We start from the raw sequence: 24542 nt of genomic DNA on the forward strand, positions 1-24542 counted from the left end.
CCTCATTTGTGGCTATGTCCGGCCAATGTCGATTGGATTCCAACGGCGGGGGTGCTGCTCTGCTGCTCGCCGGGGATGGCAGCGACCAGTTCTCGCGTATAGGCGGATTTCGGATTCAGAAAGATCTGCGATGGGGGTCCGTGCTCGACGACCTCCCCTCGATGCATGACTGCGATTTCGTCACAGATCTGGCTGGCCACGCGCAGATCGTGCGTGATGAAGATCATCGACACCTCGGTCTCCCGCTGAATCTGGTCCAGCAGCTTCAAGATCTGCGCCTGGATCGACACGTCGAGTGCGGAAACGGCCTCGTCAGCGATCAGAAGCTTCGGCTTGAACATCAGCGCCCGAGCGATTCCGATGCGTTGGCGCTGGCCACCCGAGAACTCGTGGGGATAACGATCGAACGTTCCCGCGTCCAGGCCGACATGGGCCAGGAGCTCTCGTGCCTGCTCACATGCCTCCTTGCGAGGCACTCCATGCGCGATCGGACCAACCGTCAGTATTTGCCCGACCGTTGATCGGGGATTGAGCGAGGCAAATGGATCCTGGAAAATCATCTGGATCTTTGGCCGAAGCGGCCGAAACTCGGCGTCGGAAAGCCGGGCAATATCGCGCCCCTCGAACAGGATAGAGCCGCTGTCGCTGTCGAGGAGCTTGATCAACAATCGCCCGAGGGATGATTTGCCTGAACCGCTTTCTCCAACCACGCCCAGCGTGCGTCCCGGCGAAAGGTCGAACGACACGCCATTGACCGCGGATACAATCCGCTGCCTACCGAACAGCGCACTGCCGCTGCGGTAGGTCTTGACCAGACATTCGACCTTCAGAATGGAGGACGTGGCCGCAGCTTCCGCCGAGACCCGGTCCTTGCCCGTCAGATGCGGCACCGCCGCGATCAGGCGGCGCGTGTAGAGATGGCTCGGGGACCTCAACACCTGCTCGGCGTTCCCCTGCTCCACGCAATGACCCTTCTCCATCACCACGACGGAATCGGCAATCTCCGCCACAACTCCGAAGTCATGGGTAATGAACATCACGCTCATTCCCTTGCGGCGTTGAATGTCGCGGATCAGTTGCAGAATCTGTGCCTGGGTCGTCACGTCGAGGGCGGTGGTCGGCTCGTCCGCGATCAGGATCGCAGGCTCGAGAGCCAGAGCCATGGCGATCATCACCCGCTGTCGCTGCCCGCCCGAGAGCCGGAACGGATACTGATGATACATGAGCGGCGGATCCGGCAGGCCCACCTCGGTCAGCAATTCCATGGCGCGGCTACGACGGGATTTCGGCGTTCCCACGCCGTGCGCCGCCATCACCTCCTCGATTTGCACGCCCACTGTCATCAACGGATTAAGTGCGGAGAGCGGGTCTTGGAAGATCATCGAGACGACACGGCCACGAAGGTCGCGCAGTTTGTCCGACGAGAGTCCTACCAAATCCATCCCTTCGAGACGGATTGCTCCCGAGGACACGCGGATCGACTTGGGCAAGAGCCCCATGATCGCATTGGCCGTGACAGACTTGCCAGAACCGGATTCTCCTATGATGCAGAGGATCTGACCGCGCTTCAGTTCAAAGGAGACGTTCTCGACCGCGTTCGCGCGCTCCATGCCCGCCGGCAAGCTCACGGTCAGGTCACGGACCGCGAGTGCCACATCTTCTGAGGCTAAAGGTTGCGGGGCAGAGGTCATCTGAACATTCTCCCCTTTCAAGCGCGTCCCATGATCCCGTTGCGGATCGGCTCTTCGGCCTCTTTTACCGCCGCTACGCTCGGACAGGTCAACAACTCGTCGCTCATTCTGCCATTCTCCGCGCGGTGAATACGACATGATTCAGAGGAGGCTCTATAGGCAAAGGCGTCGCTGAGCGCGGGCGATCGGTCGAGTGGACCGCTCGAACAATGAATCGAGGTCCGAGAGGCTGCCATTGACGCCCAGCTCGATCGCTTCGGCAAAGGTCTCCTCCCTGACAAGGCCCATCGCGCGTCACCTTTTGCATTTCTGCCCGTTGATCGACATTGATCCGGTATTCACAACTCTGACTGCTTCAATCATCCCGGAGTCGCCGAAACGCGACGGATAGGCAGCATGAAGTTCTAAAAACGAAGCTCGATTTGGCATTTCGGTCTGCGCCGCCAGGGCTGCCGACGCGGGCACCGGGTTGGGGGCATACCTGCTGACGACGAAGGGCCGGACTGTCCGTCGATTTCCTCACCTACGATTTGCCGTGCAAGCGAAGTATCCCGCAATAATTGCTTGTGCCAAAAGCAGCAAACCGCAGGATATTCCGCCGGACCCTGAAAGTCCGCGGCGTGTCTGCCGTACCTCCTCGGATACGATACAGCCCTCACCGGAGAGACCCGCCCAATGAGCGCGCCGCTCATGCATATCGATACCAGTCCGACACTGCCTCGGGAGGCCGACGTCGTCGTCATCGGCGGCGGAGTGGTTGGCGTGTTCACGAGCTATTATCTCGCCCGTCGCGGCCTTAAGGTCGCCTTGCTGGAAAAGGGCCGTGTCGCCGCCGAACAGTCCAGCCGCAACTGGGGATGGTGCCGCCAACAGAACCGCGATGCTCGCGAGTTGCCAATCGCAACCAAGAGCCTCGATCTCTGGGAGAAAGTTGCCCAAGAGACTGGTGAAGATACGGGCTTCCGCCGCTGCGGCCTCTTGTATCTGTCGAACGACGAAAATGAGCTGGCGAGCTGGGCAAAGTGGCGAGACTTCGCCAGGACCGTCGGCGTTACGACGCACATGTTGAGTGCGGAAGAAGCGAGCGAGCGAGGCAAGGCGACAGGCCGCAAATGGAAAGGCGGTGTCTTCTCTCCAACCGACGGGACGGCAGATACCTCAAAGGCGGTGCCCATCGCCGCGCGTGCGATCATGGCGGCGGGCGGCACGGTGCATCAGCAATGCGCGGCGCGCGGCTTGGAGCTCAGTGGCGGCCGCGTCAGCAGAGTGGTGACCGAAGCCGGCACGATCCGGACCAAGACAGTGGTTATGGCAGGAGGTGCGTGGGCATCGTCGTTCTGCAACCAGCTGGGAATTCGCTTCCCGCAGGCGTCCGTACGCCAGTCCATTCTCGCTTTGGCTCCTGGCGCCGCCGGCCTGCCTGATGCCCTTTACACTGGGCTCGTCTCGCTCACCCGACGTGGTAATGGCGGATACACGCTCGCTATCAGCGGGCGCGCGCGAGTTGACCCCACGCCGCAGCAATTCAGGTTCGGCCGCGAATTCCTGCCCATGTTCGCCCGCCGGTGGCGAAGTCTTAGCCCTGGGGCTTTCGAGGGGCTGCGGCAGGGCCATGAATCCCTGGCTAAATGGAGTCTGGATGAGGTGACCCCGATGGAGCTGAACCGGACGCTCGATCCTCGCCCCGACATGAAGCAGATTCGGGCGACGCATCGACGAGCCTGCAAGCTCCTGCCGGAACTTGGGCACGTCGCAATCTCAAATGTCTGGGCCGGCTACATCGACAGCACGCCAGACGGCATCCCCGCAATCGGTGAAGTTGAGTCGATTCCAGGTTTCATCCTGGCGGCGGGGTTCAGCGGCCACGGCTTCGGAATCGGCCCGGGCGCGGGGCATATGATCGCAGACATCATTGCGGGCAGTGCGCCAATCGTCGACCCGCGCCCCTATAGGCCGGAGCGGCTGAAAATGAGCGCCTGGGGCAAGGTGAGCGAGTTCTAGAATGCAGTTTCCGCCCCCGGTGGGAAAAGATGCTGGTTGATGCTATGACAATGCATATGACGCTGAAGCCTCAAAGCCTCGACGCAGTTATCGGCCACATCTCATGGCATTGCTATGAAGCTTGATAAGATCGACATCAGGATTTTATGCGAACTACAGAAGAACGGGCGGATTTCCAACGTCGAGCTCGCAGAGCTGATAAACCTTTCCCCGAGCCCGTGCCTGATGCGAGTCAAGAGGCTCCAGACGGAGGGCTTCATCACCGGCTATTCCGCCCAGATCGACGTTGCCAAGCTCGGGCAAACCCTGACCGTCTTCGCCGAAATCACCCTGAAGAATCATCGGCAGATCGATTTCGCTCGCTTTCTCGCGACGATCGAAAAGATCGATTCCGTCGTCGAGTGCCATCTCGTTTCGGGCGGGTACGACTATCTCGTCAAGTTCATCACGGCAGGGATCAGTGAATACCAGGCAGTCATGGAACGCCTAGTCGAGATGGATATCGGCATCGACAAATATTTCAGTTTCGTCGTGCTGAAATCGCCAATCGTGAAGTCCCATTTGCCGCTCGAAAGCATCTTCAATAGCTGAGCAGGCGCAGCGATCAACCTTTCATGGCCGCGCGGACGTCCTTGTCTTCGAGCGTCTGGTCGAGCGTCGTCCTGGTCCGCTCGATGATGCCGTCGATGTCCGCATCCGTGCAACAGAGCGGCGGCGCATAGCCCAGCACGCCTTGTGCAAAGGCGCGGATGACGAGGCCGTTGTCCCATGCGCGGTCGAAAATACGGCGCGCCGCGTCGGCTTCCGCCGGCAGGGGCGTCTTGCGTTCCTTGTCGGTGACAAGCTCGATTGCGGCCAGCATACCGCGACCTCTGATATCGCCGACAAGCGGATGATCCGCCAGCGCGCGAAGTCCCTGCATCAGGCGATGCGCGGCCTTTCGGCCATTTTCGAGCAAACCGTTTTCGTAAAGGTCAAGGCACGCGAGCCCGACGGCTGCGCTGACGGGATGGGCGGAATAGGTGTAACCGTGCCCCACGGCCGCCTTGCCGGCACCATCGGCAATGGTGTCGTAGACGCGGTCCGACATTAGAACGGCCCCCATCGGCACATATCCCGAGGTCAGTCCCTTTGCCGTGGTCATGAGATCCGGCACGACGTCGTCCCCTTCACAGGCGAAGAATGGACCAACACGGCCAAAGCCGGTGATGACCTCGTCGGCAACGAACAGAATGTCGTGCTCCTTACAAACAGCGTGCATAGCCTTCAGCCAGGACGGCGGCGGAACGAGGACGCCTCCCGAGCCTTGTATCGGCTCGACATAGAAGGCGGCAACGCGATCGGCGCCCAGTTCGGCGATCTTGGCCTGCAGCGCTGCGACCGAGGCAGCAATGATAGCCTGGGGATGGGAGCCGACCGGATTGCGATAGGCATAATGCGATGGAATCTTGTGCTGCCAATTGTACGGCACTCCGAAGCCCGCATGAAAAGCCGGTAGCGCGGTCAAGCCGGAGCCCGCTGTTGACGATCCATGGTAGCCATACTCGACGGAAATGAACTGGTCCTTCTGCGGCGTCCCCTTGGCGTGATAGTAGTACCGAATGAAGCGGATCGTGCTGTCGACGGCATCGGAGCCACCCAAGGTGAAGTAGACATGGTTCAGATCACCAGGCGCCAATTCAGCCAGCCTTGCGGCCAATCGGATGGCTGGGTCGGAGCCCAACCCGAAATAACCCGTCACATAAGGCAGTTCGCGGAGCTGCCTCGTCGCCGCTTCAACGATACTGTCCTGTCCGTAGCCCGCATTGACACACCACAGGCCGGCGAAGCCGTCGAGCAATTGCCGTCCCGAAACATCGGTCAGCGTCGCGCCCTTCGCTGACTTCAGCACGCGGACGCCCGTCGCCTCATGGCTGCGATAGGATGCGACCGGGTGAATCAGATGCGCGCGGTCGAGTTCAACCAGCGAGTTGCTCAACATATCGTCCTCCAGTTCAACCGCAATGCTTGTGCGGGCCACCCCGATGTCTTCAGGCGTAACGTAAGATGACCACGGCAGCAGTTGCTCCCAGGCAGGACGGCGACGAAGGGCGTTTTGACTTTGATTGACGATCGGCGCCGCATCTTATGCCGGATCGGACTGTGCACGGCATTGGCGCTCAACCTGGAGGCGCCTTTTCGCACAACTCTCTGCCATGGCTCCGATCCGATACGACAGAATCTGCTCCCGGTCACCGCGACAGCGGTGCTTTATCCGGTCGTCTGCCCGCTATGATCCCTGCCGTACCGAAACGCGGTGCGCGAGGACCGAAAAGGATCGAGCCATGGCAACGTTTAGACCGAAATACATCACCTTCGACTGTTACGGCACGCTGACCAATTTCGACATGGCCGGCGCGGCAAGAAGAGTCTATGGCTCCGAGCTCACCTCGACCGCCATGGCAAAGCTAATCAAGGATTTTTCAGCCTACCGCCTGGACGAGGTCCTCGGCGCCTGGAAGCCGTACTTCGAGGTCGTGCACAATGCGCTGGAACGCGCGTGCAAGCGCAACGGCATCGTATTTCAGCCGGAGCATGCTCAGCACATCAATCAAGAGATCCACACATGGGGTCCGCATGCCGACGTCCCGGCGGGCCTGGCAAAAGTTGCCAGGGAGATTCCGCTGGTCATCCTGTCGAATTCGATGAAGAATCTCATCATGTCGAACGTCGAAAGGCTCGGCGCTCCCTTCCACATGGTCATCACGGCGGAGGAGACCGGCGCCTACAAGCCGCACATGAAGGGCTTCGAATATATGTTGGACAAGCTCGGCTGCGGGCCGGAAGACATTACCCACGTTTCCTCTTCCTTCCGCTACGATCTGATGACCGCGTACGATCTCGGCATCAAAAGCAAGGTCTGGGTGAACCGCGGCCACGAGCCCGCCAATCCCTTCTATGAATACACCGAAGTCACTGGTATCGACGGGCTTGCTGCGGCGGTCGGCCTGGAGCCCCTGCGCAAAAGCGCTTGAGCGTATGCTTTTCCGTTTCTCTCGCAAGGAAAAGGGGGCGGTTCGACCGCCCCCTTTTCTTTTTCCACAACTGATCAAGGAGCCGCTCAGTCCAGTCCGCCGACATGGAGCGCCTTGGTCTCGAGATATTCTTTTATCCCGAGCTGAGATCCCTCGCGTCCGAGGCCCGACTGCTTGACGCCACCGAACGGCGCAACCTCAGTCGAAATCAAGCCTGTGTTCAGGCCGACAATGCCGAATTCCAGCGCTTCGGCAACCCGCCAGGAACGCTTCAGACTTTCAGTGTAGAAATAGGCCGCAAGACCGAATGGCGTACCGTTTGCGATCGCGATCGCCTCGTCCTCGGTCTCGAACCGGAAAAGCGGTGCGACCGGCCCGAAGGTCTCTTCTGAGGCCAACAGCATCTCAGTTGTTGCACCACCGAGCACGAGAGGCCGGGCATATTGCCGACCTTCCGGCACTGTTTCACTTTGCGAGATGATCTTTGCGCCCTTATCCAGGGCATCCACCACATGCCGTTTGATCTTCTCGATCGCTGCGCCATTGATCATAGGCCCGATTGCGACCCCCTCGTCCGTGCCGGCGCCGACCTTCATTTTCGCGACCTGGCTGGCGAGCTTCTGTGCAAAGGCATCATAGATGCCTGATTGCACGAGAATGCGATTGCAGCAGACACAGGTCTGTCCGCCATTGCGGAATTTCGACGCAATCGCGCCGTCAACGGCCCGGTCGAGATCGGCATCGTCAAAGACGATGAACGGCGCATTGCCGCCGAGCTCGAGGCTGAGCCTCTTGATGTTGTCGGCGGCGCCTTTCATCAGCAAAGCGCCGACGCGCGTCGATCCGGTGAACGAGATCTTGCGGACGGTTTCGTTGGCCATCAGCTCCTGGCCGATCTCCGCCGGCATGCCCGTCACGATGTTGATCACGCCCGCCGGAATTCCGGCCCTCTCAGCCAGAACAGCGATGGCGAGAGCCGAAAAAGGCGTGAATTCGGAGGGCTTGATAACGACAGTGCAGCCCGCAGCAAGTGCAGGTGCCACCTTCCGCGTGATCATCGCATTTGGGAAATTCCAGGGTGTGATGATCCCGCAGACGCCGACCGGCTCTTTCAGAACCAGAATGCGGCGATCGACGGCCGGCGCGGGGATTGTCGATCCGTTGATGCGGCGGGCTTCTTCCGCAAACCATTTGACGAAGGATGCCCCGTAACGGATCTCTCCGAGCGCTTCAGCAAGCGGCTTGCCCTGTTCCAGCGTCAGCAGAAGCGCCAAATCCTGCTCATGATGCCGCATGAGCTCATACCAGCGCTCCAGCAGCGCAGTACGCTCTGCATGAGCCTTTGTCTTCCAATGCTTGAACGCAGCCGCCGCTGCGTCGATTGCTGCCCTGGTCTCGTCTCGGCCCATATCGGGGATGGTGCCAAGCACTTTCTGGCTGGCAGGATCAATGACATCAACGCTGGCTTTCGTGCTCGCATCCCGCCAGTTGCCGCCGATCAGCGCTTGCTGGCGAAACAGATCCTTGTCCTTCAATGCAATCATGGGGCTTGTTCCTTGCCTCGGGTCCGACCCCGCCATCACCGCCTGATTTGCGAGTGGCGAGACGAAGCCGTCTCATGCGAGCAGTACAGGACCGCACGCCGCATTTTTCATTGATAATGAAGTGTCTGGCCGTGTTGAATCTGGTCAGACGCGGCCTCGAAGGTCGAATATTCTGAGGGCCGTTCTAGTGCTGCCCTCAGCATCGTCTCAGTCATAATGGCAGACGTAGATCTTTCGCACTGTCTCGACCGTGCGCCAGATCCCAACAAAGCCGGGCTTCATCACAAAGCTGTCGCCGGCGCGGTACCTTCTGGTCTCACCACCCTTTTCCTCGATTTCGACGAGGCCCGAGAGAATGTGGCAGAACTCGAAGGTGGTGCCCTTGATGGAATGGGTCTCGCCCGGCGTTGCTTCCCAGACACCGGTCAGCACCTTCTCTCCTTTCGAGGCATCCTGTGCCCAGGTCTTGAACGATGGATTGCCAGAAATGAGCCGTTCCGGAGCAGGCAAGGCATTCTTCGGTGCGAAGTCCGGATTGATGTCGATGGTGACCAGAAGGGACATGGCGCTTTTTAGCCGAGTGTTCGATCGACAAGGCCGATTGGGTTTTGTCCAGCGCGGTGCCGCCGGATGTTCTCTATGACGGATCGTGCTGACGTATGCGGTTGAGTCACGGACGCGATATGCGGCGTGATGATCACCTTCGGATGCGACCAGAGTGGATGGCTCTCCGGCAGTGGTTCGGGATCGGTGACGTCAAGCATGGCGGCTGCCAGGTGACCACTGTCGAGCGCCGCGACGAGTGCGCCCTGGTCAAGCTGCGGGCCGCGGCCGACATGCAGCAGCCTCGCTCCCGCCGGCAAAAGCGAGAAGAGCTTTGCGTTCAGGATACCGCTCGTTTGCTCCGTCAGGGGAAGAAGACAGACGAGGATATCCGTTCCTTGCAGGAAATTGCCAAGCTGATCCGCGCCATGGAAGCAGGTGACACCCTCGACCACCCTCTTGCTGCGGCTCCACGCGGCAAGAGGAAATCGAAACGGCTTCAAGCGGTCGATCGCAGCCTGTGCCAGCATCCCTAGGCCCAGGAAGCCCACACGCCGGTCGGTTGCCTGGGACGTTGCCAGGGCCTGCCAAAGACCCCTTCTCTGCTGCTCCCGATAGGCCAGCATCTCACGATGCAGCGCCATTACCCCGAGAACGACGTATTCCTGCATCATGCGCACGATACCATCCTCGACCATGCGCACGATCTTCACGTGGTCGGGTATGGCCTCCGGCTTGAACTGATCAACCCCCGCACCGATGGAAAAGAGCACTTCCAGATTATAAAAACGCGCGAGATCGTTGGGCACATTCCAAGTCAGCAGGAAGCGCACCTTTCCCGGGTCGATCGATTCGCCGCAATGGTAAAATTCCAGGTCAGGGAGCTCGCACGCAAACGCTTCCCGGAAGACTTCCCCCCTGGCCGCATCAGAATTGAAAAGAAATGCCATCGATGCACGCCTCTGCCTCGCTCGGCACGACGCCGGGAGGGCGATTGAACATCGAGAGGGTAGCTGCAAGCCGAAGCTTTCCCTGCCGAATTGCGTTGCAATACGGGCCGAAGATTTGGAAAAAGCGGCGGAAACAGGGGAAACCTGCTGGGCTTCCATGCGATACTGCGGTGAAATACGACCGCTGCTTTATTGTGGCGGGACGACAAAGAGTGCGATGTGCCAGACCAGCATCGCGAAAGAACGGGCAGGTTGAAATGGGACGAACGGTACGCGTCAAGTCCTTTGAACTGGCCGCGAGGGACATCAACGAAGTTGATGTGAAGCTGCTTCATGCGCTCTCGACCGGGGTTGGCTGGCCGCATCGACCCAAGGATTGGGATTTCCTACGCCGCGCCGGCCACGGTATCGTCGCCGTCGATGGCATAGGACGCGTCTTCGGCAGCGCGATGTGGTTCCCGCATGGCCACGACTTCGCGACGATCGGCTTGGTGATCACGTCGCCTCGAACCCAGGCTCAAGGTACTGGCCGCTGGCTCATGGAGCAGGTGTTCGAGCGGTGTGGCGATAGGAATTTGAGCCTCAACTCGACCGATGCCGCCTATCATCTTTATCTCTCCCTGGGCTTCACGAAGGAAGCCACAGTGTATCTGTGGCAAGGAGAGGTCATATCACCACCCCCACGGGTGCCGGCCCTCGACGGCGAATTGAGCTCCCTGTCCACCGAGAACATCGAAGAGATCGCAGCACTCGATGAACGAGCGTTCGGAACCAACCGTCGGAGGCTGCTTGCATTGCTTTCTGAAGGCGCATCAATCTGCGCCTTGCGCCGCGGCGGAGAGACCGTCGGTTACTCCATGAAGCGCGAATTCGGGCGCGGTCATGTGATCGGCCCGATCGTCGCCAGCAATGATTGTGAGGCGATCCATCTCACGGCCGTGCATCTCAAGGATCTCGCCGGGCAGTTCGTCCGCGTGGATACACGGGAGCAGACGGGTCTCTTTGCGGACTTTCTTCAACAGAGCCGCTTCGGGATGAACGATACAGTCACGACTATGTCCAAGGGACGGCAATTCCTGCATCGGAAGGAAAACGAGCCGTGGGTCTACGGATTGGCCGGTCACGCCTTGAGCTGAAGCGGTGCACGTACCTTGATTTAGATAGGCGCCTGACGGGCGCTATCCTCGAGGCTTCCGGGAGCGCTATCCGCGAGAGTGCAGGATCGAGAAAAATCGTAGTTTAGCTTGCAAAATCGCAGGATTGGTAGCAGCGGATCGACTCGGCCCCCGACCCAAACGATCTGGGTCTGGTTCTGTAACTCCCAGCACCCTGCGGCAACAGGCAGAACAGAATGTCCGCTTTGCTCGCCGCAATATCCTATTCTACGACCAGCAAGTAATTGCCCTGTACCATCGGATCCGCGCTCTGTATCGAATGGCGCGAAGATACATAAGCAAGGAGAAGTGCAGAAACAAAGGAAGGTCACGCGGTAATCCAGCCGTGCGACGTCCGATTACAAAAAAGTCGCACGAAACTCGTTATTCCTCAATAGACATCTGGCGAAGCTATTGGGAACCAAAGACTTTCCTTTGGTGGGCGCACCAGGGCTCGAACCTGGGACCCGCTGATTAAGAGTCAGCCACGCATTAAGCACAATCAATGACTTACCAGTCGCAGCACCGGGTTTGTCCGGCTGAAATGGGCATTCGTCGCACAAGCTTGATGTTTCGTCGCTCGCCCTGTTGGCGACCGCCCGAACAGCGGCCACGCGCCCTTTTACGCAGGCGTGGGTGGCGCAGAACAACTCGCGGATAGCGCAGCAAACCGACGAAGATAGCGGTCGGGCAAGCTACAGCGGATCCCCGTCAATGGATCCGTCCTTGACGGGCCGCAAGCTGCCAGGCCATGACGCCCAAAACCGTTCGGGCTCTCCGTCCTTTAGATTTTCTGATGGATCGGCAGGTCCGCGCATGGACCCTCAGCGGACCTTTCGAGGTGCCAAAACTCAACGGCTCTATGCTGCCTCATGCGCGGACCATCTGCCAACTCAGGGCGCGACCAATTTCTTGCGAATGGCATAGCGAACAAGCTCCGCGGTCGATGACATCCCAAGCTTGCGCATGGCTGCGGCACGATGGGTCTCAACAGTTTTTACGCTCAGCTTCAAGATGCCGCTGATCGTTCTGTTTGTATGTCCCTCCGCGATGAGCTGAACAACGCTCTGTTCGCGTGAGGTGAGCAGCACGTCCGACTTGTTCTGCTTATTGATTTGATAGTCATGCAACAGCTTCTCAAGCAGTACACTTGTGAAGTAAGGCCTACCGTCGAGCAAGGCCTCGATCGCCGAAATCAAATGTTTCCTGGCATCCGACTTGAAGAGGAAGCCGCGGACGCCCGCCAGGATGGCCTCCGTCAGGAGTTCCTCACTTTCGTGCATCGTGAGGATTAGCACTTCAGTACGCAGATGCATCAACCTGAGGCGACGACTAACTTCGATTCCGTTCATGAGCGGCATCGAGTAGTCAACGATTATGATGTCTGGACGCGTTTCCAACGCCAAAGCCACAGCCTGCTCACCGTTGGTTGCCTCTCCACTGACGATCCAATCGGAGCGCGTGTCGACGATCGCGCGAAGCCCAGAACGTACAACCTCATGATCATCGGCAATCACGATGCGTTTCACGGCGTCGTTTCCCGAATGTCGGCCCAGAATTCGCCGGCCAATCAACGGAGATGGCCGGTAGCCAAGTGGGGGCCGATCCTACCAGCCATCCTCAAGAGAGTTATTATACAAAACCCTGATGTTCCGCGGTGAATGTACCGACGTTCGCACTCTGGATTACGCATCAACCAGTTTTGCTCGAACTGCGTATCGGACCAGACTGGCGGTCGAGTTCACGTCGAGCTTTCGCATTGCCGCCGCACGGTGAGCCTCCGTCGTCTTCACGCTCAGGTTCAGGATAGCACTAATGCCCTTGTTGCTATAGCCCTCCGCGACCAATTTGACGACAAGCCGCTCACGCGGCGTAAGTCCTTGGTGGGCGCTCGCGGCGCCAGCTGGTCCGCGATCGAACTCATTCGACGCGTTCTTGACGCAGAATGGCCTGTGAACCAGCAGCGAATCGACAGCCGCCAGCAGCAGCTTGTTTGCGTCAGACTTCGCCAGGAATGCCCGGGCGCCGGCCTGATAGGCCTGCTGGGCCAGCAAACTAGAGTTGTGAACGGTAAAGATCAGAACCTCGGTCAAGAGCGGGTACTCCTTGATCCGCCGGGCGACCTCCACCCCCGTCATGCGCGGCATGGAGAAATCGACGATCGCGACATGCGGCTGGCTCTCGATCGCCGCGGCGACTGCCTTGCTGCCGTCGCTCGCTTCCGCGACGACCTCCCAGTCAACACGTTGCGTGAGCACCGCACGGAGGCCCGAACGGACAGCTTCGTGATCGTCGGCGATAAGGATTCGCTTCATAGCAGGACCTCCCGATCATCAACTCCGTGCTTCAGCTTTCGAGTGCCGGAGGCCGGCGGCGGAATCCGCTTGCAGCCGGAGACCCGTGTTAATTTTTACCGAGTGCCCGCGCCGGCACTCATGATTGCAGCGGCGATCGCCGCTTGCGTCGCTTCGCTTCAACACGATGCGGGAACACCGCGCACAACGTTGTGCCAGAGTGCAGCATTTCCGGATCGGACCGGATCTCAAGGGTGCCGCCAAGCTGCTTAAGTCTCGCCCTCATGGCCGGAATACCGACCCCCATCGACATCGCGCTGTTTCCGTCCGTCGCGCGACTGACTGGAAAGCCACGCCCATTGTCGCTGATCGTCAACCGCAACTGCCCGCTAGTCGCGTCGACAACAATTTTGACCTCTGTCGCCTTCGCGTGGCGGAATATGTTCGTGAGCCCTTCCTGGACGACGCGTAACAACGAACGCTGGTTCTCGTAAGAGAGCTGATCGACAGAGGCGTCGATATCAATGCCGACGTGCAACGACGTACGTGCGGCAAAGCCATGGGCATAGCACTCGATCGTCGCCTTCAGTCCCTGCGCCATCAGGTTCTGTGGATGTAGCAAATAGGTGAGAGAGCGGATCTCCCTCAGGGCCTGGTCAATCGATGCATCGACATCGTCGCAAAGGCGATCGAGCCCATCGGCCGAGCCAAGGCAGGTGCGGATACGCATCACGCCAAGACTCGCGGCAATCAGATGCTGGCAGGTCGAATCATGGAGCTCGGACGCAATCCGTCGCTGGATATCTTCCTGAATGGAAGCCAAGCTGACACTTCTGCGAAGGTCGGCGGTCTCGTCGGCTCTGTCCCCGGGATACTCCTTTAGGAGAATGCGGTGACGACCGATTAATCGGACGATGTCAGCATCCATTGGATCAAAGATCGGAATAACGATGGTCTCGACGTCCCGCCGGAAACCACCGAGTGTCAGGCTGTGTTGAATTCTCACCTCAGTAGCGTCTGCAAGGCAGGCATCGAGGGCTTCACAGACTGACTCGGAATCTTCGCTTCCCATACAATCGAAGATGTCCAGCCCCGACACTTCGCGCGATGACATTCCCAGGACTGCCTCGAAGGCGTGATTGACCCCCTCATATGCGAAGCCGCCACGCAACGGGCGCACCGCAAAAAGAAGGTCTTCGTGGTCAGTCCCGTCCAGCCCATCGCCGATCGCGTCCGAGACACTTAGCTGCTCCGTGAAGCTGGGTCGCGTCGCCGCGCTGGCAAGAAGACTGTGAGGCTTCACGGTACGCACCCAACTTTCCAGGCTGTTCCTGAAATCGACTTCAACGGCCAATTTCGAGAGCTACCCGCGCTGCGATCTCGGCAATGACGACGGAACCGCAGGCAAACCCCTAGGGGAATGACGCAGAGTATACACCCGCGTTTTCACTACAACCAGTGAGCTACATTCCATCTCGTCTAAAACCGCGCATGTCTGACATGAATTTCCGCATATTACTGTGCAGTTTGTGCCAGTTCATCGCGACAATCGGCGCTCAAGCCCAACAATAATGATTAAAACTTTCGGTAAGCACTGGCCAGACTCGTCGGTTGTGACCACGGTTTACCGGGTCCGACCGACGTCACGCCAAGCCTCGGGGAAAGGGGGACATATGCTGAGGCCGCGCATCCTCACAACGTCAAATCCTGTCGAGCGACGCTCGCGCGCGGTACAAGGCGTTCGCGACGGAGAAGGATGCCTGGCTCAACACCCGCTTGCATGCGACGAGTTCCGACGGCCGGCGATAACGGCGCCCGAGCCATGAGAGCTGCCTTATGGGTCTCGCCAGCCAGAACCGTCCGCTATCTGCTCCTTAGTAGTCCACGGCGTCCCGGATTATCGGGCAGGTCATGCAATGACCGCCGCCGCGACCTCGGCCGAGCTCGGCGCCAACGATGGTGATCACCTCAATGCCTGCCTTGCGCAGCAGCGTATTGGTATAGGTGTTGCGATCGTAGGCGTACACGACGCCTGGTGACGCGCAAACGAGGTTGGCGCCACTATCCCACTGTGTTCGCTCACGCTGATAGTCGCTTCCGCCGGCCTCGACCACGCGAAGTTGCTTGAGACCCAGCGCCTCCTCGACGACGCCGACGAACGGTTTCTCTTCCGCGTGCAATTCGACGCCGCTCGGCGCATTGCTCGGGCGATAGGAGTAGGTACGTGTCTGATTGATGAAGTCGGGCGCGGTCAGCACGCAGTCGCGATCGGCGAAGGTGAACACAGTGTCGAGATGCATGGCGGCGCGTATCTTGGGCATCGCCGCCACGATGACGCGTTCCGCCGCCTTCTTCGCAAACAGCGTCGCCGCGAGTTGACTGATCGCCTGACGGGATGTGCGTTCGCTCATCCCGATCAGCACGACGCCCTTGCCGATCGGCATCACGTCGCCACCCTCCAGCGTGGCCAGCCCATGGTCATGTGTGGGGTCGCCCCACCAGACATTGATCTTGCCGGCGAAATCAGGATGGAACTTGTAGATGGCGGTCGTAAGGATCGTCTCCTCGTGCCTGGCCGGCCAATAAAGCGAGTTGAGCGTCACGCCCTCATAGATCCAGCAGGTGGTGTCGCGCGTGTACAACGTGTTCGGCAGCGGCGGCAGCAGGTACTCGGTGGCGCCCGCCGCCTCCTTGACTATCTTGATCGCCTGGCCGCCATGCTCCTCAGGAAAGTCGTGGGTCGACAGGCCGCCGATCAAGGTTTCAGCAAGCGTGCGATTGTCCAGGCCGGAAAGGTAGCTCCTCAGTTCGTCGATGAAGCCGAGGCCGACCTGATTGGGCACGACCTGATTGTCGAGTATCCACTTTTTACCCTCCGGTACCGCCACCGTTTCGGCCAGAAGATTGTGCATTTCCACCACGTCGACGCCCCGGTCGCGCATCTTGGTGACGAAGTCGAAATGGTCACGCTTGGCGTTCTCCACCCAGAGAACATCATCGAACAGCAACTGATCGCAGTTCGACGGCGTGAGCCGCTGATGCGCCCGACCTGGCGAGCACACCATCACCTTCCGGAGCTGACCGACCTCCGAATGAACGCCGAAGGCTGAGGAATTCGCCATTGATGGCTCCTTTAGTACTTGGGCTAGATGCTGATATAGCCGGTAGCGAGGCCATGGATACCGACGACACATCCGATCACCGCTACCGCGAACAAGACCCATTCGGCCGGCGTGAAGAGCTGTTTGCCCTGCTCTTTCCGCGTGATGTAGTACAGGATCGTGCCGGGGGCGTAGATGATGAAGCCGAGCAGCAGGAACTTCGTCCCGCCGGCGAACAACAGGAATATCGTGTAGATCGTCGCCAGGACCGCGATGATCGTGTCCTTGCGGAGGTCGCGTGGGTCCTTTTCGTAAGTCTCCCTGCGAAAAACCAGCATCAACGCAAAGGCCGCGGACAGAAAGTACGGAATCAACGAGAGGTGACTGCAGAGCGACAGCGCGAAGGTGAAGGCGTCGTCCGAGAACAGCGTGGCGACGAGCACCGCTTGAATCAGCAGCGTGGTCATCAGAAGCGCCGATGACGGCACTTGATTGGCGTTCTCTCGCGCCAGGAACGCCGGCATGTCCAGCTTCTTGGCCGCAACCGAAAGCACCTCGGCGGCCATCATCGTCCAAGCCAGATAGGCGCCAAGCACCGAGACGATCACACCCGCACCGATAAACACCGCTCCCCAATGGCCGACCGCAGCCTCGAGCACGCCACCGACCGAGGGCTGGCGAAGCTGCGCGATCTCGGCGCGGGGCAGAACGCCGTAGGCCAGAATCGACACCGACGCGAACAGCGCCAGCACGCCTAGAAATCCCGTGACGGTGGCTACACCTACGTCCTTGCGCTTCTCGGCGAAGCGCGAATAATTGCTTGCACCCTCGATGCCCAGGAACACGAAGACCGTGACCAGCATCGTCGCCTTGACCTGCTCGAACAGGTTGCCGTAGTCCCCGGCCGATCCGCCCCAGAGGTTGTCCGCGAACACAGCGGGCTTGAGGAAGAAGATCGATAACACCACGAACAAGAGCAGCGGGATGATCTTGGCGACCGTGACGATGGCGTTGATTCCCGCCGCTTCGTTCACGCCGCGCAACACCAGAAAATGGAATGCCCATATCCCGACCGAGGAGATGAGCACCGCGGTTAAAGTATTGCCCTGCCCCAAAGCGGGGAAGAACCCGCCGAGTGTCGATTTGATCAGGATCCAGTACGAGACGTTGCCGACGCAGGCGCTGGCCCAATAGCCGAACGCCGAGAAGAAGCCGACATAGGGTCCGAATCCCGCCCGCGCATAAGCATAGACGCCGGCATCGAGATCGGGCTTGCGGTTGGCCAGCGTCTGGAACACGAAGCAGAGCATGAGCATGCCGGCGCCAGCGATGGCCCAAGCGATGAGGGCGCCGTAGATGCCCGTCGCCTGCGCGAAATTGCGCGGTATAGAGAACACACCGGCGCCCACCATGCCACCGACGACCATGGCGGTCAGGGTCCGCAGCGGAAGCCTTTGGACGTCCGTGTCTGTGCTCATAGAGGCGCCCGGATTATCTGCTATCACAAATGCAGCCATCACGGGGAGGAAAAACATAGGGTTGACTACCTAGCCGATGACGAGGATTTCCCTATCCGGCTTTGGCTTACCCCCTCCGGCGGCTTGCGCGGCGCGGGGTCGGCCAGCGCGGTCGCACCAAACCACGCGACGTACAATGTCGGCAAGAAGACGAGCGTAAGAACCGTCGCCACGAGCAAGCCGCCCATGATCGCAAACGCCATCGGCCCCCAGAACACCGTCGGCGCGATCGGAATCATCCCCAGCACCGTCGATACGGCCGTCAACATGATCGGCCGGAACCGGGAGCTGCTGGCGTCGACCGCCGCGTCCCAAGGCGACTTGCCCAAGCCACGCTCCGCGTCGATCTGGCCGATCAGAATGACGGCGTTCTTGCTGATCATACCGAGCAACGCGAGCACACCGAGAATGGCGACGAAGCCCAGTGGCTTGCCGGACAGCATCAAGGCTGCGACAACCCCGATCAGCCCCAGCGGCGCCACGCTCATGACCATGAACAGCCGAGCAAAGCTTTGGAGCTGCACCATGAGGACGGTGAGCATGACCAATAGCATCACCGGTACGACCGCCAGCACCGATGCCTGAGACTTCTGACTTTCCTCCACCGTCCCGCCCACGACCACACCGTAGGAGGCCGGGAGCGTCTTCTGGAATTTCTCGATCGCCGCCGACAGCGAGGCGACAACGCTTTCGGGTAATTTGTCTCCGGCGATGGCGGCCTGGACCGTCAAGGTCGGAACGCGGTCACGCCTCCAGATGAGCGGGAACTCCTGGTCATATTCGAACGATGCAAACTGGCTGAGAGGAACGGTCTGTCCGCCCGGTAGCGCCACCTGCAGGTTGCGCAGACTATCCAACGAGACCCTCTGCTCCTCGGTCGCACGGGCCACCACGTTGACCAGGTAGATATCGTCGCGGACCTGCGTGACCGGCGTGCCGGTGATGACAGCGTTCAGGACGGTCGCGATCGCCTGGGAGCTCAGGCCGAGTTGGCGCGCCTCGTTCTGATCGACGCGGATCCGCACTTGTCGGTCGGGCTCCATCCAATCAAAATTGACCTGCTTGGTGTCCGGACTGGATGCGACGATCTGGCCGACGTGCAGCGCGATCTCGCGCACCCGCTGAACGTCAGGCCCGCTCACTCTATACTGGATCGGCCAACCGGCCGGCGGCCCGAGCCCGAGTGGAGAGACGGACGCGATGGCCTTCGGAAATTCTTCGGCCAGCAGCTTTTCAAGCTTGGCATGCAGGCGTTCGCGTGCGGCGACATCCTTCGCGATCACCACGATCTGCGTGAAGAAATCGTTCGGAAGCTGGACGTTGAGAGGCAGATAGAAACGGATCGCCCCCCGTCCGACATAGGTACTCCACCGCGCCACATCGGGATCGGTCGCGAGTGCCGTATCCAGGCGCTTCGCAGCGGTTTCGCTCGCGTAGATCGAAGCGTTCTGAGGCAGGCTGACATCGACCAGCAGTTCCGGCCGATCCGACGACGGAAAAAATTGCCGGGGGATCAGCGGCATCGCAATGACCGAGGCGACAAAGAGCGCCACCGAAATCGCGATGGTCAGCCATTTCGCGCGCATCGCTGATGTCAGGAAGCTCCGGTAGCTCCGGAAAATCCTGCCCGGCTCGGCCGACTTGCCCGGTTTGGGCGGGACCAGGATCGCGGCGCCAAGCAGCGGCGTGAAAATGACCGCAACGAACCACGACACCAGCAGCGCGATGGTGACCACCGCGAACAGCGAAAATGTGTACTCGCCCGCCGAGCTTGCCGCAAAGCCCACCGGGATGAATCCTGCGATCGTCACCAGCGTGCCCGCGAGCATCGCCATCGCATGGGTCCGGTATGCGAAAGTTGCCGCCTCGACCTTGCTGGCGCCCTCCGCCAGCTTGGTGAGGGTCGCGTCGGTCGTCGTCATCGCATCGTCGACCAGCAACGCGAGTGCGATGATCAGCGCGCCGAGCGATATCCGCTGCATGTCGATGCTGAGCAGACCCATGATCGGCAAGACGATCGCCAGCGTGAGCGGTATGGCTAGCGCGATGATCAGACCGGGCCGCACGCCGAGGCTGATGAAGCTGACCACCATGATGATGGCGATCGCTTGAAGCAGCGAGACCATGAACTCCCGAATGGCGTGGTTGACCACGACGGGCTGGTCCGCGACCAGGCTTGGCTCGATCCCGATCGGGAGGTCGGCGGTAATCTGCGCCATCGTCTTCGTGATGTTCGCACCCAGCGCAAGAATATCCCCGCCGTCCCGCATGGCGATTGCGAGTCCTATGGCCGGCTTTCCGTTGACCCGAAACGTCGGGTGGGGCGGGTCGGTGTAGCCGCGACGTACGCGCGCGATGTCGCTCAGGCGAAGCATGCGCCCGCCCGCGGAAAAGTTGATGTCGGCGATGTCCTGCTCGGACTGGAACCCGCCGGATACCCGTATCGAGATGCTGTCGACGCTCGTCTGTATCGTTCCTGCCGGACGTACGATATTTTGCGACTGGAGCGCTCCAATGAGGGCGGACCGATCGACTCCGAGGGCCGCAAGCTCCTTCGTGGAAAACTCGACGAAGATCACCTCGTCCTGTTCGCCAAGGAGCTCGATCTTCGACACGTCGGGCACGAGCAGGAGCCTTGAGCGGATATCTTCGACCCGGTCGCGCAGCTCTCGCTGGCTGAAGCCATCGCTGGTGAAGCCGTAGATGATCCCGAACGTATCCCCGAATTCGTCGTTGAACCCCGGCCCGATCACACCGGCGGGCAGCGTATGGCGCATGTCGCCGATCGACTTGCGCACGTGGTACCACGTGTCGGTGACCTCTCGTGCGCTGGCGCTACCTTTCAGATTCACGAAGACTGTCGAAACGCCTGCCCTCGTAAAACTTCGCAGGAAGTCGAGATGCGGCGTTTCCTGCAGGCGACGTTCGAGGCGCTCCGTCACCTGTTTCATCGTTTCCTCCACGGAAGCGCCCGGCCAGGCGGCCTGAACGACCATGGTCTTGATGATGAAGGCCGGATCTTCGTTCCGACCCAGGCGGAAATAGAACAGCCCACCTGCAACCACCGCAATGATCATCATATAGACGACCAGGGATCGGTGTCTCAGCGCCCAATCGGAAAGATTGATCCCGCTCATTGCTCTGATCCGAGAACCCGGACTTTCTGGCCCGGATGAAGCGCCTGGACCCCCGCGGTGACGACGACTTCGCCAGTGTCGAGTCCCTGCGAAATCACCGCCTGGGCCTCGTCGAACCGCAGCACGTCCACATTGCGCACCGAGACTGTGCTGGCGGTCGGATCGACGATCCACACGGCCGGCCGCTGGTTTATCCTGGTCAGGGCGGACGCCGGGATATCGATCATCGGCCCCGCGCTCGTGCTCACCCGCCCGACGACCGTCGCGCCAAGGCGCATCGCCGGCGGTGGATCGGTCAGGCCAACCCTGACCTCGAAGGTCCTGGTGACGGCGCTGGCCTGGGCGGCAACCTCGCGAATGCGCCCCTTGGCCATGATGGTCGGATCATCCGCCAAGCTGACCTCGACCTCCGGGTCGGCCGAAGCCGATCTGACCAGTTGAGAGGGAACGTCGAAAACCGCATCGCGACCATCTTGCCGTGCGATCCTCGCGATCATCTGTCCGGCCTGCACCACTTCGCCAGCTCCCGGACCGGTAGCGGTTATCACGCCGGGCGCATCGGCTCTCAGTTCGGTGAAACCGACGAGGTCATGCGCGGCACTCAGTGCCGCTTCGGCGGCATCGACCTGCGATCGCGCCGTTTGCTGCGCCTGGGTTGCGGCATCGTAATTGACGCGCGTAGTCCAGCCCTGCGCTAGGAGCGTCTCTTGACGGTCGAAGTGATTGCGAGCCTGCGTCAACTGTCCCTGGGCCGCCGCGAGAGACGCCTGCGCCTGCCGCAATGCATTTAGTTCGTTCTGGGATTCCAATCGCGCCAGCACCTGGCCGGCTTTGACCCGGTCGCCGATCCTGGTGTCGTTATTCAACAGCCGCCCGGAAATCCGGAATGCCACATTCACTTCATCTTCGGCTTCGATCCGTCCGGAGAACGTCAGGGGCGACGTGAGCTTGCGCTTTTCCACGGTCGTCGTCCGTACGATGCGTGGCGAAGGCGTATCCTTCTCATTCGTTGCCTCTCTCCCGCAGCCCGCCAGCATCGAAGAGAGCGCCGCCAGGATGGCCATAGCTATGGTGCGTTTGAACGCGGAATGGCTGCCGCGCGTGAACATGAGCTCCTCCGTTCCCGCTGTGAACGTTGCCTGGCAGATCGGCCTTCCGCAGGTCGCGGCCTTGCGACAATCCTCGCCGCCATTTTTGCCGGAGGCGCCGGTCGCGGACATCGGTAAATCTACCCGATGCATCTGGATGCAACCGCGGTTCGCAAGGGTTCATGCCTCAGGAAATCCCTGCCCCCCGATCAGGCAATCACCCAATATCGCCGCTTTCGCCAACGGTACATGTTGCAATCGTCAGGCGAAGCATCAGCGGGTTGCAATGGTGCCGCACGGTGGTGTCGCCGCCCGCAAGGCCCCATTTTCGAGACAATGCAGAGCCCCGAGACGCAAATCAGGAGCGACCGAGGAAACCGGTATGACAGGGGCCTCAGGCAAACGAGATGGGGTCGCGGCCGTCAAAATGGGACCGTCGTGGCCGATCGCCATGTATCGGGCGGCACTATTCCTCTGCCTCTGGCTGGTGCTCGCCGGTGCCGATCCCGCGGATATTCCCGCCGCGGTGGCCGCGATCGCCGCAGCGACCTGGACAAGCCTGTGCCTGCTCGTGCCGAACAGAACGCGGCGGTCGCTCCCAGCCATTGCCCGTCTGGCGCTGCTTTTCCTGTCTCACTCCATCGTCGCCGGAATAGACGTCGCGGGACGCGCATTGAATCCCCGATTGCCATTGCATCCAGGATTCGTCTCGTATCCGACCCGGCTTCCACGCGGCTTGCGCCAGAACGTGTTCACGACGCTGACCAGCCTGTTACCCGGCACAGTGCCGGCCGGCGAGGAGAACGGCCTGATCATCTATCATTGCCTCGACGTCACACAGCCGGTCGTTGCCGATCTCACCGCCGAGGAAGCGGCGCTGGTTCGAGCCCTCTACAATGACTGAGTTCCTGACCGCAGCAGTTGGCTTGATCCTGGCGCTACTGGCGCTCGGCCTGGTCTCGATCTTGCGCGGTCCCGGCGACGCCGACCGCATGATGGCGACGCAATTGATCGGCACCGCGGGCATTGCCGTGCTGCTGCTGCTTGGCACCGTGACAGGTGTGCCGGCGGCCGTCGACGTGGCATTGATCCTGGCGCTGCTCGCCACCTTCGCGTCCATTGCGTTCGTCAAAAAGGGGCTTCCACGCCTCGAGATCGATGAGGCCAGTTCAGCGGGGGACCAATGAGCGTCGCAGGTGACATCATGACGATTGCTTGCGTGTCGGCGGGCGGATTCTTCTTCCTGGCCGGCACCGTAGGCCTTCTTCGTTTCCCCGATACCCTGACCCGCCTGCACGCCCTGACCAAGGCCGACAATCTCGGCTTGGGCTTCGTTGTGCTTGGATTACTCCCGCAAGCAGGAAGCCTGCGCGACGGGCTGAAGTTGATCAGCATCTGGATGTTTGCACTGCTCGCGGGTGCAACTGTCTCCCAATTGATCGCGCGCACGGTGCGCCAGAACGGATCGGCCAGATGAGTATCGCTGCGGTCTTCGAGATCGGGCTCGCCGCCGTGGTGCTTGGTCTCGCCGTCTGGACCATCGCCGTTCCGGAAACCTATTCGGCCACCGTCGGCTTTGTCGCCTACGGGCTCTTGGTTGCGCTGATCTGGGTTCGTCTCGACGCGGTCGATGTCGCGTTGACGGAGGCCGCGATAGGCGGAGGGCTCGGCGGCGTGGTGTTGCTGGGTGCGGCCGCCCGGTTGCGGGATGCCGAGGAGATGGCGGCCGAACGTCCCAGCCGTATTGTTCGTCTGAGCGCGGCCACATTGTCCGCATCGATCTCAGCGGCGCTGGGCCTCGCGATCCTGCACCTGCCTGATCCGGCACGCACGCTCGCGCCCGCCGCCGTCTTGAATGCCGGAGCGACCGGGTTGGGCAACGCCGTCACCAACGTGCTGATGGCATTCCGTGGCATGGACACCATACTCGAGAAGGTCGTTCTCCTGCTGGCCATCGTCGGTGTCTGGTCGCTCGCACCGGATCGGGCTTGGGGCGGTCGGCCGGGACCGCGCCACCAGGCTGATCCAAACGGCGTCCTCGCCTTTCTCGCGCGCTTGTTGCCTCCTGCGGGCATTGTAGTCGCCATTTATATGCTGTGGACAGGCGCCGATCACCCCGGCGGAGCATTTCAGGGCGGAGCGGTCCTCGCGTCAATGTGGCTGCTGGTCATCATGGCCGGATTGGCAGACACGCCACCCGTGAGCAGCCGATGGATGCGGCTCATTCTGGTGGCCGGGCCCGTCCTGTTTCTCGCTGTCGGCATCGGTGGGCTTTGTTTTGGATCGGCCTTCCTCGCCTATCCGGTGGCGTTCGCCAAACCGCTGATTCTCGGTGTCGAGGTCGCGATGATCCTGACGATTGCGGCGACCCTCGCTCTGCTCCTTGCTGGTGCCCCCGAAAGGAGTGCATAGCCATGAGCGCCGTAAACGTGTTCGGATTGTGCGCCGCTGCTGCGGTCGGACTTGGGCTCTACGGCCTGATCACGAACCCGCAACCTCTTCGCAAGA

20 protein-coding genes and 1 tRNA gene are annotated in these 24542 nt (G+C 60.6%); 8 read left to right on the forward strand and 13 right to left on the reverse strand.

Features of this window, described 5'->3' with window-relative positions:
• Positions 1 to 2 precede the first annotated feature (2 nt).
• Entirely contained in the window at positions 3 to 1691 is a 1689-nt protein-coding gene (locus V1280_RS16615; RefSeq protein WP_334525967.1) for an ABC transporter ATP-binding protein, read from the reverse strand.
• Between the two features lie 675 nt (positions 1692 to 2366).
• On the opposite strand from V1280_RS16615, the gene V1280_RS16620 reads away from it, so the two are divergent.
• Both V1280_RS16620 and V1280_RS16625 read left to right on the forward strand, forming a co-directional pair.
• On the forward strand, positions 2367 to 3692 hold the full coding sequence (locus V1280_RS16620; RefSeq protein WP_334525969.1) for an NAD(P)/FAD-dependent oxidoreductase: 1326 nt from the start codon (positions 2367 to 2369) through the stop codon (positions 3690 to 3692).
• A 114-nt stretch (positions 3693 to 3806) separates the two neighbouring features.
• Positions 3807 to 4283 carry an Lrp/AsnC family transcriptional regulator gene (locus V1280_RS16625; RefSeq protein ID WP_334525973.1) on the forward strand — a complete coding sequence of 159 codons (477 nt, stop codon included), beginning with the start codon at positions 3807 to 3809 and terminating at the stop codon, positions 4281 to 4283.
• Positions 4284 to 4296: 13 nt separating this feature from the next.
• Here V1280_RS16625 and V1280_RS16630 read toward each other — a convergent pair whose 3' ends face one another.
• Complete coding sequence (locus V1280_RS16630; protein WP_334525976.1) at positions 4297 to 5673, reverse strand: aspartate aminotransferase family protein; 1377 nt, start codon at positions 5671 to 5673, stop codon at positions 4297 to 4299.
• A gap of 343 nt (positions 5674 to 6016) precedes the next feature.
• Here V1280_RS16630 and V1280_RS16635 point away from each other — a divergent pair, with 343 nt between their 5' ends.
• The gene (locus V1280_RS16635) at positions 6017 to 6706 is read left to right on the forward strand and encodes a haloacid dehalogenase type II (RefSeq protein ID WP_334525979.1); all 690 of its coding nucleotides are present in this window, start codon (positions 6017 to 6019) and stop codon (positions 6704 to 6706) included.
• 86 nt (positions 6707 to 6792) lie between these two features.
• On the opposite strand, the gene V1280_RS16640 is transcribed toward V1280_RS16635, so the two are convergent.
• The 3 genes from V1280_RS16640 to V1280_RS16650 form a co-directional block, all read right to left on the reverse strand.
• Positions 6793 to 8250, reverse strand: a complete 1458-nt coding sequence (locus V1280_RS16640; RefSeq protein ID WP_334525982.1) for an NAD-dependent succinate-semialdehyde dehydrogenase — start codon at positions 8248 to 8250, stop codon at positions 6793 to 6795.
• Between the two features lie 207 nt (positions 8251 to 8457).
• A complete protein-coding gene (locus V1280_RS16645; RefSeq protein ID WP_334525985.1) occupies positions 8458 to 8814 on the reverse strand; it encodes a cupin domain-containing protein in 357 nt (118 codons plus the stop codon).
• 8 nt (positions 8815 to 8822) lie between these two features.
• Complete coding sequence (locus V1280_RS16650) at positions 8823 to 9743, reverse strand: 2-hydroxyacid dehydrogenase (protein WP_334525987.1); 921 nt, start codon at positions 9741 to 9743, stop codon at positions 8823 to 8825.
• Between the two features lie 257 nt (positions 9744 to 10000).
• Between V1280_RS16650 and V1280_RS16655 the strand changes: the two genes are divergently transcribed.
• Entirely contained in the window at positions 10001 to 10879 is an 879-nt protein-coding gene (locus V1280_RS16655) for a GNAT family N-acetyltransferase (protein WP_334538328.1), read from the forward strand.
• Positions 10880 to 11337: 458 nt separating this feature from the next.
• Here V1280_RS16655 and V1280_RS16660 read toward each other — a convergent pair.
• The 8 genes from V1280_RS16660 to V1280_RS16695 form a co-directional block, all read right to left on the reverse strand.
• Positions 11338 to 11424, reverse strand: a tRNA-Lys gene (locus V1280_RS16660).
• A gap of 366 nt (positions 11425 to 11790) precedes the next feature.
• Positions 11791 to 12426, reverse strand: coding sequence for a response regulator transcription factor (locus tag V1280_RS16665; protein WP_334525990.1), 636 nt, complete (start codon positions 12424 to 12426; stop codon positions 11791 to 11793).
• Positions 12427 to 12582: 156 nt separating this feature from the next.
• Positions 12583 to 13212, reverse strand: a complete 630-nt coding sequence (locus tag V1280_RS16670; RefSeq protein ID WP_334525993.1) for a response regulator transcription factor — start codon at positions 13210 to 13212, stop codon at positions 12583 to 12585.
• 118 nt (positions 13213 to 13330) lie between these two features.
• A complete protein-coding gene (locus V1280_RS16675; protein WP_334525995.1) occupies positions 13331 to 14545 on the reverse strand; it encodes a sensor histidine kinase in 1215 nt (404 codons plus the stop codon).
• A gap of 520 nt (positions 14546 to 15065) precedes the next feature.
• On the reverse strand, positions 15066 to 16313 hold the full coding sequence (gene arcA / locus V1280_RS16680) for an arginine deiminase (RefSeq protein ID WP_334525997.1): 1248 nt from the start codon (positions 16311 to 16313) through the stop codon (positions 15066 to 15068).
• A gap of 23 nt (positions 16314 to 16336) precedes the next feature.
• Positions 16337 to 17770, reverse strand: coding sequence for a basic amino acid/polyamine antiporter (locus V1280_RS16685; protein WP_334526000.1), 1434 nt, complete (start codon positions 17768 to 17770; stop codon positions 16337 to 16339).
• 65 nt (positions 17771 to 17835) lie between these two features.
• The gene (locus V1280_RS16690; protein ID WP_334538330.1) at positions 17836 to 20946 is read right to left on the reverse strand and encodes an efflux RND transporter permease subunit; all 3111 of its coding nucleotides are present in this window, start codon (positions 20944 to 20946) and stop codon (positions 17836 to 17838) included.
• The gene (locus tag V1280_RS16695; RefSeq protein ID WP_334538331.1) at positions 20943 to 22055 is read right to left on the reverse strand and encodes an efflux RND transporter periplasmic adaptor subunit; all 1113 of its coding nucleotides are present in this window, start codon (positions 22053 to 22055) and stop codon (positions 20943 to 20945) included. The genes V1280_RS16690 and V1280_RS16695 overlap by 4 nt, the downstream gene beginning before the upstream one ends.
• Before the next feature lie 361 nt (positions 22056 to 22416).
• Here V1280_RS16695 and V1280_RS16700 point away from each other — a divergent pair, with 361 nt between their 5' ends.
• Genes V1280_RS16700 through V1280_RS16715 form a run of 4 tightly spaced genes read left to right on the forward strand, consistent with a single transcriptional unit; the run spans position 22417 to position 24446 of the window.
• The gene (locus V1280_RS16700; protein WP_334526003.1) at positions 22417 to 22938 is read left to right on the forward strand and encodes a Na+/H+ antiporter subunit E; all 522 of its coding nucleotides are present in this window, start codon (positions 22417 to 22419) and stop codon (positions 22936 to 22938) included.
• A complete protein-coding gene (locus V1280_RS16705) occupies positions 22931 to 23221 on the forward strand; it encodes an MrpF/PhaF family protein (RefSeq protein ID WP_334526006.1) in 291 nt (96 codons plus the stop codon). The genes V1280_RS16700 and V1280_RS16705 overlap by 8 nt, the downstream gene beginning before the upstream one ends.
• Complete coding sequence (locus V1280_RS16710) at positions 23218 to 23511, forward strand: cation:proton antiporter (protein ID WP_334526009.1); 294 nt, start codon at positions 23218 to 23220, stop codon at positions 23509 to 23511. The genes V1280_RS16705 and V1280_RS16710 overlap by 4 nt, the downstream gene beginning before the upstream one ends.
• Positions 23508 to 24446, forward strand: a complete 939-nt coding sequence (locus V1280_RS16715) for an MnhB domain-containing protein (RefSeq protein ID WP_334526012.1) — start codon at positions 23508 to 23510, stop codon at positions 24444 to 24446. The genes V1280_RS16710 and V1280_RS16715 overlap by 4 nt, the downstream gene beginning before the upstream one ends.
• The last annotated feature ends 96 nt before the right edge of the window (positions 24447 to 24542 follow it).

The sequence above is a fragment of the Bradyrhizobium sp. AZCC 2230 genome (genome assembly GCF_036924495.1).
Lineage (GTDB): Bacteria > Pseudomonadota > Alphaproteobacteria > Rhizobiales > Xanthobacteraceae > Bradyrhizobium > Bradyrhizobium rifense.

Bases quoted from the DNA above. Each gene is read 5' to 3' on its own strand.
- V1280_RS16615 (WP_334525967.1), bottom strand. From the start codon at position 1,691: ATGACCTCTGCCCCGCAACCTTTAGCCTCAGAAGATGTGGCACTCGCG.
- V1280_RS16620 (WP_334525969.1), top strand. From the start codon at position 2,367: ATGAGCGCGCCGCTCATGCATATCGATACCAGTCCGACACTGCCTCGG.
- V1280_RS16625 (WP_334525973.1), top strand. From the start codon at position 3,807: ATGAAGCTTGATAAGATCGACATCAGGATTTTATGCGAACTACAGAAG.
- V1280_RS16630 (WP_334525976.1), bottom strand. From the start codon at position 5,673: ATGTTGAGCAACTCGCTGGTTGAACTCGACCGCGCGCATCTGATTCAC.
- V1280_RS16635 (WP_334525979.1), top strand. From the start codon at position 6,017: ATGGCAACGTTTAGACCGAAATACATCACCTTCGACTGTTACGGCACG.
- V1280_RS16640 (WP_334525982.1), bottom strand. From the start codon at position 8,250: ATGATTGCATTGAAGGACAAGGATCTGTTTCGCCAGCAAGCGCTGATC.
- V1280_RS16645 (WP_334525985.1), bottom strand. From the start codon at position 8,814: ATGTCCCTTCTGGTCACCATCGACATCAATCCGGACTTCGCACCGAAG.
- V1280_RS16650 (WP_334525987.1), bottom strand. From the start codon at position 9,743: ATGGCATTTCTTTTCAATTCTGATGCGGCCAGGGGGGAAGTCTTCCGG.
- V1280_RS16655 (WP_334538328.1), top strand. From the start codon at position 10,001: ATGGGACGAACGGTACGCGTCAAGTCCTTTGAACTGGCCGCGAGGGAC.
- V1280_RS16670 (WP_334525993.1), bottom strand. From the start codon at position 13,212: ATGAAGCGAATCCTTATCGCCGACGATCACGAAGCTGTCCGTTCGGGC.
- arcA (WP_334525997.1), bottom strand. From the start codon at position 16,313: ATGGCGAATTCCTCAGCCTTCGGCGTTCATTCGGAGGTCGGTCAGCTC.
- V1280_RS16685 (WP_334526000.1), bottom strand. From the start codon at position 17,770: ATGAGCACAGACACGGACGTCCAAAGGCTTCCGCTGCGGACCCTGACC.
- V1280_RS16690 (WP_334538330.1), bottom strand. From the start codon at position 20,946: ATGAGCGGGATCAATCTTTCCGATTGGGCGCTGAGACACCGATCCCTG.
- V1280_RS16695 (WP_334538331.1), bottom strand. From the start codon at position 22,055: ATGTTCACGCGCGGCAGCCATTCCGCGTTCAAACGCACCATAGCTATG.
- V1280_RS16700 (WP_334526003.1), top strand. From the start codon at position 22,417: ATGACAGGGGCCTCAGGCAAACGAGATGGGGTCGCGGCCGTCAAAATG.
- V1280_RS16705 (WP_334526006.1), top strand. From the start codon at position 22,931: ATGACTGAGTTCCTGACCGCAGCAGTTGGCTTGATCCTGGCGCTACTG.
- V1280_RS16710 (WP_334526009.1), top strand. From the start codon at position 23,218: ATGAGCGTCGCAGGTGACATCATGACGATTGCTTGCGTGTCGGCGGGC.
- V1280_RS16715 (WP_334526012.1), top strand. From the start codon at position 23,508: ATGAGTATCGCTGCGGTCTTCGAGATCGGGCTCGCCGCCGTGGTGCTT.